Below are 11,829 nucleotides of genomic sequence, written 5' to 3' on the forward strand. Positions count from 1 at the left end.
GAGCGTCCGGGCGTGTGACCGTTTTGGCGTCAGGAGCAGAGAGCCGTGGCCTTCTCCGCAAGGGCGGTATCCTGCCAGTCCAGCCAGGCGATGCGCGGGTCGGCCCGGAACCAGGTGAGCTGGCGGCGGGCGAACTGTCGGGTGGCCACGATGGTTTCCTCTGCTGCCTGCGCAACATTTGCTTCGCCGTCGAGCACTTTGAGGAACTGGGCATACCCCAGTGCCCGTGGCGCCGTCCGGCCGCGCCTGAGTCCGGCAGCATCCAGCCGTTCAACCTCGGCCAGCAGTCCGCGGTCCACCATGCGGTGGACCCGGACGGCCAGGCGTTCGCGCAGTTCGTCCCGGTCCACTGCCAGGCCGATCTGCACGGCGGGCTGAACGTACTCCCGGCTGGGCATAAACGAGCTGAACGGGCGGCCTGTCAGTTCGAAGACCTCCAGGGCCCGGATAATCCGCCGGGCATCCCCGAGCCGGCCCGCGGACACCGGGTCCACCTCCCGGAGGCGTTGCAGGAGCGGGGCAGTTCCGGAGTCCGCCTGTTCCTGCTCGAGGCGGGCGCGGATGCCGGGGTCGGTGCCCGGAAATTCCAGGACGTCGAGGGCGGCACGCACATACAGCCCGGACCCGCCCGCAAGGATGGCCCGCTTGCCCCGGCGGTGGATGTCCGCGACCGCTGCTCTTGCCTGCTGCTGGAACTCGGACACCGACGCTTCCTCCGTGACGTCCAGGATGTCCAGCAGATGGTGCGGAACTCCCCTGCGCTCGGGTTCGGTGATCTTGGCTGTGCCGATATCCATGCCGCGGTAGAACTGCATGGCGTCGGCGTTGATCACCTCACCGTCGAGCTCCAGCGCCAGCCCGACGGCAAGGTCGGACTTTCCGGAACCCGTCGGCCCGACCACCGCAATGACGGGCGGCTGCCTGACGGCCACGGGCTAGCGGCTGCGCACGGGAAGTGACGGCATGCCGAGCGAAACGCCGGTTTTGCCGCCGGCGGCCGCCGGTGCGGGTGCGCCGCACGAGTCCGCCTGCGACCTGTTCCAGGCGTCGCCGGCACGGGAACGCCGCAGGGAGTAGTCGGCGGCCGTTGCCGGGTCGGCGACCAGATGGAAGGCCGCGGCCTCGGTGATGGTGACCGTGACGAGGTCGCCGGGCCGGGGTGCCGCGGCGCCGTCGGGCACGGAGAAGTGGACGAGCCGCTGGTCCTGGGACCGGCCGGACAACCGGTGGGTTTCCTCTGCCTTGCGCCCTGACTGGGCGGTGACCATGACCTCGACCTGGCGTCCGAGCTGCTTGGCGTTCTCCTCGGCGGCGATGCGGTCCTGCAGGGCTGTAAGCCGTTCGAACCTTTCCTGCACGACGGCTTTGGGCAGCTGGCCGGGAAGATCAGCGGCCGGGGTGCCGGGCCGCTTGGAGTACTGGAAGGTGAATGCCGTGGCGAAGCGCGACTTTTCGACGACGTCCAGGGTTGCCTGGAAATCCTCCTCCGTCTCGCCCGGGAAGCCGACAATGATGTCCGTCGAAATCGCCGCGTGCGGGATCTTCTCCCGGACCTTGTCCAGGATCCCGAGGAACTTCGCCGAGCGGTAGGAGCGCCTCATGTCCTTGAGGACCTTGTCCGAGCCGGACTGCAGCGGCATGTGCAGCTGGGGCATGACGTTGGGCGTCTCGGCCATGGCGTCAATCACGTCGTCCGTGAACGCGGCCGGGTGGGGGCTGGTGAACCGGACCCGTTCCAGGCCGGGAATGTCCCCGCAGGCGCGGAGCAGCTTGGAGAACGCCAGGCGGTCGCCGAACTCCACACCATAGGAGTTGACGTTCTGCCCCAGCAGGGTCACCTCGATGGCTCCGTCGTCGACCAGCGCCTGGACCTCTGCCAGGATGTCCCCCGGCCGGCGGTCCTTCTCTTTGCCGCGGAGGGCGGGGACGATGCAGAACGTGCACGTGTTGTTGCAGCCCACCGAAATAGACACCCAGCCGGAGTACACGGAGTCCCGTTTGGTGGGCAGCGTGGACGGGAAAACGTCGAGGGACTCAAGGATCTCGAATTGGGCTTCGCTGTTGTGGCGGGCCCGGTCCAGGAGCGCCGGAAGGGCGCCGACGTTGTGCGTCCCGAAGACCGCGTCCACCCACGGAGCCTTCTTCAGGATGGTTTCACGGTCTTTCTGCGCCAGGCACCCGCCGACAGCGATCTGCATTCCCGGGTTGGCTTCCTTGACGGGCGCCAGCATGCCGAGGTTGCCGTACAGCTTGTTGTCCGCGTTCTCCCTTACGGCACACGTGTTGAAGACCACGACGTCGGCCTGGGCACCCTCCGCTGGAACGTAACCCGCCGCCTCAAGCATCCCGGCCATCCGTTCGGAATCGTGGACGTTCATCTGGCAGCCGAACGTCCGCACCTGGTAGGTGCGGGGTGCGCTGGCGGTGTCGGCTGTTGAGGGGACGGCGCCGGAGGAGGGGGAAGGGTAGGTCAGACTCACCCGTTAAGCGTACCGGCTATGGCCAACTGTCGGATGTGCTTCAGTGCCGCCGCTATGCCTGGTCCACGGAGGCGGCGTCAAGCACTTCCCCGACGATCCGGAATGCCTGCGAGGGCTGGTACCCCTTGCGGGCGAGCATCGAGGCCAGGCGTCGGGTGGTTTTGTCCCGCTCTGCACGGTCAGACAGGTCTGTCCCCGGCCGGAGCTTGCGTTCCACCAGGTGCCTGGCCGCGGCTTCCTCGTCTTCGTCGCTGAGCTGCTGCAGTGCCGAAGCGGCCGTCTCCGGATCAATCCCCTTGTCAGCGAGCTCCCGACGGAGGGCTCCCTTGGCCAGCTTGCGGGTCTGGGAACGGCTCCGCACCCACATGTCCGCGAATTCTGCGTCGTCGACGAGCCTGACCTCTTCAAACCGGTCCAGGACCGCGGCGGCGACGTCCTCAGGCACATTGCGTTCAGCCAGCTTGCGCTCAAGCTGGAGCCTGCTCTTGGGCGCGCTGGTCAGCTGGCGCAGCACAATGGCCCGAGCCACGGACGCGGGATCTGCATCCCGGTCTGCCATGGCTTCGGGCGGCGGCGAGGCAGGCCGCCGGCCTGCCTCAGCGCCGCGGGCCCGGCCGCGCGCCCTGCTGCTAGAAACCGTCAACGGCCTTCAGCTTCGGTGAAGCCTCGGCGTCGGCGGCGGGCTTGACTCCGACACCGAGCTTTTCCTTGATGAGCCGCTCGAGTTCCGCCGCCAGCTCGGGGTTGTCGCGGAGGAAACGCCGGGAATTCTCCATGCCCTGGCCGAGTTGGTCGCCGTCGTAGGTGAACCAGGAACCCGACTTCTTGATAATGCCGTGCTCCACGCCCATGTCGATGATGCCGCCCTCGCGGGAGATGCCCTGGCCATAGATGATGTCGAATTCAGCGATCTTGAAGGGCGGGGCCATCTTGTTCTTGACGATTTTCGCCTTGGTGCGGTTGCCGACGGAGTCGGCGCCTTCCTTCAGGGTCTGGATGCGGCGGACGTCGATGCGGATGGAAGCGTAGAACTTCAGGGCCTTGCCGCCGGTGGTGGTTTCGGGTGAGCCGAAGAACACACCGATCTTTTCGCGAAGCTGGTTAATGAAGATGGCAGTGGTCTTGGTCTGGCTCAGCCGACCGGTGATCTTCCGCAGCGCCTGGCTCATCAGGCGGGCCTGCAGACCGACGTGGCTGTCTCCCATGTCACCTTCGATTTCGGCGCGCGGCACGAGCGCTGCCACGGAGTCGATGACGACGATGTCCAGCGAGCCCGAGCCCACCAGCATGTCCATAATTTCCAGGGCCTGCTCGCCGGTGTCCGGCTGCGACACGAGCAGTGCGTCGGTGTCCACGCCCAGCTTTGCGGCGTACTCGGGGTCGAGAGCGTGCTCGGCGTCGATGAAGGCCGCGATGCCGCCGTTGCGTTGGGCGTTCGCCACAGCGTGGAGGGCCACCGTGGTTTTACCGGACGATTCCGGGCCGTAGATCTCAACGACCCTGCCCCGCGGGAGCCCGCCTATACCCAGAGCGACGTCCAGCGCGATGGAGCCGGTGGGAATGACTTCGATGGGGGCCCGGGTTTCATCGCCCAGGCGCATGATCGATCCCTTGCCGAACTGCTTGTCAATCTGGGCAAGCGCTGCTTCCAACGCCTTTGCACGATCCGGGGCTGCCGCCATGGTTCACACCTCTATTGCTTTCTCGCTGTGGAGTGGCCTGTGCGGCCCTGTCTCTGTCATCACTGACGCTAGCGCCGCCCTGTGACAATATTGCCGGGCGGGACTGCGTATGTGGATAACCCGCTGGAAAAAAGCATAGTCCCGTCCGAACAGATATTCGAACAATCGGTCGGCGTGTCAGGACTCTGCCGGCGGGCGGAATCAGTTGGGGCTGGGCTTGATGTCCCGGCCGAGCCGGCGTTCCGCGGGAACGTCCTGGACGTCGCACACGGCGAGCCAGACATCGCGGGGATTGACGCCGGCGGCCAAAGCCTCGTCGGCCGTTTTGCCTCCCACGCCCACGAGGCTCAGTGAGCTGCTGAGCACGCGGGAATAGCCTGCGCCGAACTCGTCGTCCATGAGCCGCCAAAAATCACTAATCCGCACGCCATAGAGTCTCTCATGGCTGCGGACTCTAGAATGGTTGCCATGAGCAACCCCGTTGACGCCCCGGGTGGGTCCGCACCCTCCGAGGACACACTTGATGCCGCGCTGAAGTCAGTGGAGCATCAAATCAGTATTTTCTGGCGGCGCGCCCGCTCCGTCTCCCAGCAGCTCTCACGCGAGGTGCATCCGGACATGGAGCCTGCTGCATACGGGCTGCTCACCATGATCCGCAAGACGGGACCCATCCGGCTGACCGAGCTCGCGTCCTGCATCGGCGTGGGAAAGCCCTCTGTGAGCCGGCAGATCGCGTTCCTCGAGGGCATCGGCCTCGTGCTCAAGGAAGCCGATCCACTGGACGGACGCGCCCAGACCATCCGCCTCACGCCCAAGGGTGAAGAGAAGATGCACCAGGTGCAGGACGCAAGGCGGCAGGTCTTCCGGGAGCGGCTGGGTGAATGGCCGGTGGAGGACCTGGAGGCCCTGGCCACGTATATGGCCAAGCTCAATGCCACGTACGAACGTGACGGGTTTCCCAAGGACGGCGAGCTCTAGGCGTAGTTGCATCCAGGGCACGGCGCACGCGCAAGGGCATCCAATTCAAACAATTCAACGACGATGGCCCCCGGCTTATGCCGGGGGCCATCGCTCTAAATCTTTCCTGTGCGCTGCGGGCTACCGGGCGCTGGACAGCAGGCCCTTGGCCAGCTCGTTGTTCAGTTCGGTGCTGAGGTCGCGCTCCAGGTCGCGGCCGTAGCGCTGGGCGAACTCCTGCGGCACTGTGTCCGGTACGGCAACACCTTCGGCCATGGCCACGCGGTCGCTGACCTCGCGGAGCATGCTGGACAACGGAACATCCAAGGCCGAACAGATCGAGGACAGCAGCTCCGAAGAGGCTTCCTTCTGGCCGCGCTCCACTTCACTCAGGTAGCCTAGGGAAACTCGGGCGCTGTGCGACACTTCGCGGAGGGTACGCCCTTGACGCTGGCGGACATCGCGCAGGACATCACCGATTTCGTGACGAAGTACTACCATCTTGCGCTCCTTCTGTTCGCTCTTGGCCTGATCGGCGAGGCCCACATCCTTCCAGCGGACAACGCCGTTTACGGATACGGGCTGCTTTACCATCTGTATCGCCTTGCTCCCTCATGTGTCCGGTCCGCTGGGAAGCGAACCGATGTTGGTCTTTTCATCCTAGGCGCCTCCCTCTTGGAGAAGCGACACAATGTAACAACTATTCGGTAATGCTTTTTGTTCCCGGCAACCTTACTCCCGGTAGCTTAGCGACGCCAGAGCCTCCTGGAGCCGCGCGAGTGCGGCCTCGCAGGCCAGTGCGCGGATCTCCGCCCGGGTTCCCTCGAAACTGTAGGGATAGGACGTGGCGCCCTGAGCGGTGGCGATGCCGATGAAAACAGTCCCCACCGGTTTGCCATCGTGCCCGTTCGGCCCGGCCACACCGGTGGTGGAAACACCCAGGTCAGCCCCGCAGGCATTCCGTGCACCCTCTGCCATGGCCGCCGCGACGTCGCCGTCGACGGAGCCGACGGCGTCGAGCAGTTCCTGCGGAACGCGGAGCAGATCCCGCTTGACGGAGTTGCTGTAGGAGACGACGCCGCCTCGCAGCATCGCCGACGCCCCTGCCGTATCCGCCAGCATGGCCGTGACCATGCCGGCGGTCAGCGATTCGGCGGTGGCAACGGTGACGCCCCGCGCGACGGCTGCCGCGACTGTCTCGCCGGCGATTCGGTGAAGGTTGCTCATGCCTTTCCTTCCTGCGTGTCCGGGTTCTGGTCCTGCCGTTCCTCGGCCCTGCGCCGCAGCCCCTGGGCGCGGACTTTCAGAGCTTCAAGAATGTACTCAACGCCGGTCCAGACCGTGATGATGACGGCCACCAGCATCACGGCGAAGGCCACCCAAACCAGCCAGGGCGCAATCGCGGACAGCGGAAGCAGGTAGAGGAAGATCGCGGCCGTCTGCACGACGGTCTTGAGCTTTCCGCCGCGGGAGGCGGGAATCACGCCATAGCGGATGACAAAGAATCGCAGCGCCGTGATGCCCCACTCGCGGACGAGGATGACCGCCGTAATCCACCAGGACAGTTCGTCCAGCACGGAAAGCATGACCAGGGCCGACCCGATCAGCAGCTTGTCGGCAATGGGGTCCGCGATCTTTCCGAAATCGGTGACCAGTCCGCGGCTCCGGGCTATGTCGCCGTCGAGCTTGTCCGTGTAGATCGCGACGGCGAAGGCAGCGACGGCGGCCCAGCGCCACGGCCCGGATTCGCTCTGCAGGCCCGGAGCATCTGCGATGAGGAACCACACGAAGAACGGCACCAGCACAATGCGGAGCATCGTGAGGATATTGGGAAGGTTCCAGATCCCGGAGCTGTTGGAGCCGGCCGCGGTCGCTTCGGTGCTAGTCACTCTCCTAGGCTACCGTCTTCCGGGCTGCGGCTCCCGGGCTACAACACTTCGGAGCTGTCTCTTCCGGGCTAGCGCCCGGTGAGGGACCAGGCGTCCTCGGAACCCTCGTCGTCGTCCCCGGAACCGTCCGCGCCGTCATAGTACTCAGCGCTCTGCGCCCGGTTGTCCAGGTCGGCTGCGACGAGGTCTTCCGCGTAGCCGCCCTGCGCAATGTTGGCGTTTGCGTTGTCGCTCAGGGCGGCTGTCTGCGAATCGGGCGCCGCCGGGGCTTCCTGGCCCTTCATGGCGGCCAGCACCGCCGCGAGATCATCAGGTTTGACCAGCACGTCGCGGGCCTTGGACCCTTCCGAGGGTCCCACCACTCCCCTGGACTCGAGCAGGTCCATGAGGCGCCCGGCCTTGGCGAACCCGACGCGGAGCTTGCGCTGCAGCATCGACGTGGAGCCGAACTGCGTGGTGACCACCAGCTCCGTTGCCTGCAGCAGCACTTCGAGGTCATCGCCGATGTCGTCGTCGATCTGCTTCTTGGGCGCATCGGCGGCGACGTCGTCCCGGTAGTCGGCCTTGAGCTGGCCCTTGACGTGCTCCACCACCTTGTGGATCTCGGACTCCGTCACCCACGCGCCCTGCACACGCATGGCCTTGGAGGCACCCATGGGCAGGAAGAGGGCGTCACCCTGGCCGATGAGTTTCTCGGCGCCTGGCTGGTCGAGGACCACGCGGGAGTCGGTGACGGAGGACGTCGCGAAGGCCATGCGCGAGGGAACGTTGGCCTTGATCAGGCCTGTGACCACATCCACCGACGGCCGCTGGGTGGCCAGCACCAGGTGGATGCCGGCGGCACGGGCGAGCTGCGTGATTCGGACAATGGAGTCCTCGACGTCGCGCGGGGCCACCATCATGAGGTCGGCGAGCTCGTCCACGATCACCAGCAGGTAAGGGTAGGGCCGGATGACACGCTTGGAATCCACCGGCGGATGGACCTTGCCTGCGCGGACGGCCTTGTTGAAGTCATCGATGTGCTTGAAGCCGTAGTTCGCCAGGTCGTCGTAGCGGGCGTCCATCTCGCGGACCACCCACTGCAGCGCCTCCGCCGCCTTCTTCGGGTTCGTGATGATGGGCGTGATGAGGTGCGGCACGCCCTCATAGGCCGTCAGTTCCACGCGCTTGGGGTCCACCATGACCATGCGGACCTCATCCGGTGTGGCGCGCATGAGGATTGAGGTGATCATTGAGTTCACGAACGATGACTTACCTGCTCCGGTGGCGCCGGCCACGAGGAGGTGGGGCATCTTGGCCAGGTTCGCGACGACATAGCCGCCCTCGACGTCCTTGCCGACGCCCATGACCATGGGGTGGTCCGTGCGGCGGGCGTTCTGGCTGCGCAGCACGTCGCCCAGCGAGACAGTCTCACGGTCGGTGTTCGGGATCTCGATGCCGATGGCCGACTTGCCCGGAATGGGGCTCAGGATGCGCACGTCTGAGCTGGCGACGGCGTAGGAGATGTTCTTGGACAGCGCCGTGACGCGCTCCACCTTGGTGCCGGACGCCAGCTCAATTTCGTAGCGGGTAACCGTGGGGCCCCGGCTGAAGCCGGTGACGCTGGCGTCCACGTTGAACTGCGTCAGGGTGTCCGTCAGCGCCGCGACGACGGCGTCGTTGGCTTCCGTCCGTTCCTTCGGGATGGATCCGGGGGTCAGCATGTCCGACGACGGCAGGGTGTACGTGACGTCCCCGGCCAGGGAGAGCTGCTCGGTGCGCTGCGGGATCGGGGTTGGCGGCGGCGCGGGCGCCACCGGTTTGGAGGGCACCTGCGCGGCGGCACCGGCACCGGCCGGGTTGAGTGAACCGGCGGCCACCATGCCCGGGGTGACGAGCGGGATGGCCTCCGTGGCGTTGTCCCCGTCTGCATCCCCGCCCTTGGAGCCGAGCCCCTGGGCGGCCTTGATCTTTTCGACGGCGATCTCGGCCTGCGTGGGGCGGCGGACACCCGGCGCCACGGCCGGGGCGCCCGTGCCGGACGGTGTCCCCTTGCCGGACGGGGCCGCAGGATCGTCGTCATCGATGACCGCATGTTCAAAGGCCTCATCACCGACGTAGCCCTCCAGGCGCCCGTCGCCTTCCGGGTCCTTGCCGAAGAGCCGCTTGCGCTTCTTTTTCGGTGCCGCCGCGGCGGTGTTTTCGTAAAGGTAACTGCGGTCGTGGACATCGCCGTCGTGGTCCTGGAGGTCCACTCCCATCAGGTGCTCATAGGCTGCCCGCAGGCGCCGCGGGATGGCGGTGAAGGGTGTTGCCGTCACGATGAGCAGCGAGACGAAGGCCAGCAGTCCGTACAGGGCCACCGGCACCGCCGCGTGGATGGCGGCCAGCGGGGATGCCGCCAGGAAGCCCAGCATGCCGCCTGCCTGGCGCAGGCCGTCGAATCCCTGGGCGACGGTCGGCTGGCCTCCAATGATGTGGGCCAGCCCGCAACCCGCGAAGGTCATGATCAGGAAGCCGATCCCCACGCGGTTGTTGCCGCGGCCGTCGGCCGGCTGGCGGAACAGCCGCACGGCGCAGACGAACAGCATCAGCGGCAGCACCAGCGACATCCAGCCGAAAGTGCCGTTGACCACCGCGTAGACGGCATCCGGGAACCAGCCCCGGAAGCCCCACCAGGCAAAAGTGGCGATGAAGACCGCCAGTGCGAGATTGAACAGCGCGGCCCCGTCACGGCGTTCTTCCGGTGCGAGGTCGCTGCTGACGTCGTGGCCGATCCGCCGCACTCCCCCGCCGACCAGGTGGCCAATTCCGAGCCACGCGCCACCCAGCACCCGCAGCAGCCACGGCTGCCGGGGTTCGACGGCGGCCAGCTGGCGCGTGCGCGCCGTTCCACCGGATGCTCCGCCCCGGCCGGATTTGGACGCCGGGGAGCCGGAGCGGCCCGCTGACGTGCCTGATTTGGCGCTGGGAGTGCGTTTTGGCGCGGGGGAAGTACGTGTGGCCATATGAGCCACGGTACTCCAACCCCGGCCGGATTCCGCGGATTTCCGGGCATCTGCGGACTGTGTTCGCCCGCCCCGGAGCCCTTGGAGCCCCGAACGGCGGCTTAGGCCTCGAGGACTACCGGAATAATCATCGGGCGGCGCCGCAGCTTGCGGTTGACCCACGTTCCGACGATCCGGCGGACCACCTGCTGCAACTGGTGGGTGGTGTGGTCCGCATTGCTCAGCACGGCCTCCTCCAGCGCGTTGTTGATCTTGGGAATGATGTCGTCGAACACCGAGTCATCCTCCGCGACGCCCCTGGCATGGATCTCAGGTCCGGAGACCACCTTGCCGGTGGCCCGGTTGATGACCGTAATGATGGAGATGAAGCCTTCGTCGCCGAGGACCCGCCGGTCCTTGAGGTCGGCGTCGGTAATTTCGCCGACGCTGGAGCCGTCCACGTAGACGAAGCCGACCTCGATCTGACCCACGACGTCGGCACGGTGGTCCTTGAGGTCGATCACGGTGCCATTGTCCGCGAGCAGGATGCTGGCCTCGGGCACGCCCGATTCCTCGGCAATCTTGCCGTTCGCGATTAGGTGCCGGGTCTCGCCGTGCACAGGCATGGCGTTCAGCGGCTCAAGGATGTTGTAGCAGTACAGCAGCTCACCGGCCGCGGCATGGCCGGACACGTGGACCTTGGCGTTGCCCTTGTGAATGACGTCGGCGCCCAGCTTCAGCAGGCCGTTGATGATACGGAACACAGCGTTCTCGTTGCCGGGGATCAGGCTGGAGGCCAGGATAACGGTGTCACCGTGGCCAACCACCACCCGGTGGTCGCCGTTGGCCATACGGGACAGGGCGGCCATGGGCTCGCCCTGCGAGCCGGTGGACATCAGCACCACCTTGTTGTCCGGCAGGCTGTCGATGTTCTTCAGGTCCACCACGATGCCGTCAGGCACGTCCAGGTATCCCAGCTTTTCGGCGATCGCCATGTTCCGGACCATGGAACGCCCGACGAACGCCACGTTGCGGCCATGTTTGGCCGCGGCATCCAGGACCTGCTGCACACGGTGGACGTGCGAGGAGAAGGACGCCACGATGATGCGCTTGGTGGCCTGCCCGAAGACCCTGTCCAGGGTGGGGCCGATTTCCTTTTCCGCAGTGGTGAAGCCCGGGACATCGGCGTTCGTGGAGTCGCACATGAACAGGTCCACGCCTTCTTCGCCGAGCTTGGCGAAGTGCCGGAGGTCCGTGATCCGGCCGTCCAGCGGGAGCTGGTCCATCTTGAAGTCACCTGTGTGCAGCACAGTTCCGCCGGAGGTGCGGAGGAAGACTGCCAGCGCATCCGGGATCGAGTGGTTGACGGCAACGAACTCGCATTGGAAGGGGCCGAACTGCTCCACTTGCCCTTCGGTCACCGTCAGCGTGTAGGGCCGGATGCGGTGTTCCTGCAGCTTGGCTTCGACAAGGGCGAGCGTCAGCTGCGAACCCACGAGCGGGATGTCGCTGCGGAGCCGCAAAAGGTACGGTACAGCGCCGATGTGGTCTTCGTGGCCATGGGTCAGCACCACAGCCACGATGTCATCCAGCCGGTCCTCTATGTAGGAGAAGTCGGGCAGGATCAGGTCAACGCCCGGCTGGGTCTCCTCCGGGAAGAGGACACCGCAGTCAACGATCAGCAGCTTGCCGTCGATTTCGAAGACTGCCATGTTCCGGCCGATCTCGCCGAGGCCGCCCAGGGGAACGATCCGAAGGGTGCCTTCGGCAAGGCGGGGAGGCGTGACAAGGCCGGGTAGGGCAACTTGGGTCATAATGCACTTCTTTCCAGGCGGAAGAGTGCCGGTCGTAGTCC

At 66.1% G+C, this 11,829-nt stretch carries 11 protein-coding genes; 1 reads left to right on the plus strand and 10 read right to left on the minus strand.

The genetic code is table 11. The features are described from left to right. Window positions 1-29: 29 nt before the first annotated feature. The 5 genes from miaA to AC6CH3_RS00160 all read right to left on the minus strand — a co-directional run bounded on the left by miaA (window position 30) and on the right by AC6CH3_RS00160 (window position 4,588). Window positions 30-932 (minus strand): tRNA (adenosine(37)-N6)-dimethylallyltransferase MiaA, encoded by a 903-nt coding sequence (miaA, locus tag AC6CH3_RS00140; protein ID WP_498130523.1) that lies wholly within the window; start codon window positions 930-932, stop codon window positions 30-32. Between the two features lie 3 nt (window positions 933-935). Next, window positions 936-2,480, minus strand: coding sequence for a tRNA (N6-isopentenyl adenosine(37)-C2)-methylthiotransferase MiaB (gene miaB / locus AC6CH3_RS00145; protein WP_498130524.1), 1,545 nt, complete (start codon window positions 2,478-2,480; stop codon window positions 936-938). A gap of 52 nt (window positions 2,481-2,532) precedes the next feature. Continuing rightward, window positions 2,533-3,039, minus strand: a complete 507-nt coding sequence (locus AC6CH3_RS00150) for a regulatory protein RecX (protein ID WP_498130814.1) — start codon at window positions 3,037-3,039, stop codon at window positions 2,533-2,535. 70 nt (window positions 3,040-3,109) lie between these two features. Continuing rightward, on the minus strand, window positions 3,110-4,162 hold the full coding sequence (recA, locus tag AC6CH3_RS00155; RefSeq protein ID WP_487445153.1) for a recombinase RecA: 1,053 nt from the start codon (window positions 4,160-4,162) through the stop codon (window positions 3,110-3,112). Between the two features lie 201 nt (window positions 4,163-4,363). Further along, window positions 4,364-4,588: a DUF3046 domain-containing protein gene (locus AC6CH3_RS00160; protein WP_498130525.1), complete on the minus strand. Its 225-nt coding sequence runs from the start codon at window positions 4,586-4,588 to the stop codon at window positions 4,364-4,366. 42 nt (window positions 4,589-4,630) lie between these two features. Here AC6CH3_RS00160 and AC6CH3_RS00165 point away from each other — a divergent pair, with 42 nt between their 5' ends. Then, window positions 4,631-5,140, plus strand: coding sequence for a MarR family winged helix-turn-helix transcriptional regulator (locus tag AC6CH3_RS00165; protein ID WP_498130526.1), 510 nt, complete (start codon window positions 4,631-4,633; stop codon window positions 5,138-5,140). A 120-nt stretch (window positions 5,141-5,260) separates the two neighbouring features. Here AC6CH3_RS00165 and AC6CH3_RS00170 read toward each other — a convergent pair whose 3' ends face one another. The 5 genes from AC6CH3_RS00170 to AC6CH3_RS00190 all read right to left on the minus strand — a co-directional run bounded on the left by AC6CH3_RS00170 (window position 5,261) and on the right by AC6CH3_RS00190 (window position 11,788). Beyond that, a complete protein-coding gene (locus AC6CH3_RS00170) occupies window positions 5,261-5,713 on the minus strand; it encodes a helix-turn-helix domain-containing protein (RefSeq protein ID WP_498130527.1) in 453 nt (150 codons plus the stop codon). A gap of 138 nt (window positions 5,714-5,851) precedes the next feature. Next, window positions 5,852-6,346, minus strand: coding sequence for a CinA family protein (locus AC6CH3_RS00175; RefSeq protein ID WP_498130528.1), 495 nt, complete (start codon window positions 6,344-6,346; stop codon window positions 5,852-5,854). Continuing rightward, window positions 6,343-7,008: a CDP-diacylglycerol--glycerol-3-phosphate 3-phosphatidyltransferase gene (pgsA, locus tag AC6CH3_RS00180; protein WP_498130529.1), complete on the minus strand. Its 666-nt coding sequence runs from the start codon at window positions 7,006-7,008 to the stop codon at window positions 6,343-6,345. The genes AC6CH3_RS00175 and pgsA overlap by 4 nt, the downstream gene beginning before the upstream one ends. Window positions 7,009-7,076: 68 nt before the next feature. Next, complete coding sequence (locus tag AC6CH3_RS00185; RefSeq protein WP_498130530.1) at window positions 7,077-9,995, minus strand: FtsK/SpoIIIE family DNA translocase; 2,919 nt, start codon at window positions 9,993-9,995, stop codon at window positions 7,077-7,079. A gap of 101 nt (window positions 9,996-10,096) precedes the next feature. After that, window positions 10,097-11,788: a ribonuclease J gene (locus tag AC6CH3_RS00190; RefSeq protein ID WP_498130531.1), complete on the minus strand. Its 1,692-nt coding sequence runs from the start codon at window positions 11,786-11,788 to the stop codon at window positions 10,097-10,099. Window positions 11,789-11,829: the final 41 nt, after the last annotated feature.

It is taken from the genome of Arthrobacter sp. GQ119 (genome assembly GCF_059759125.1).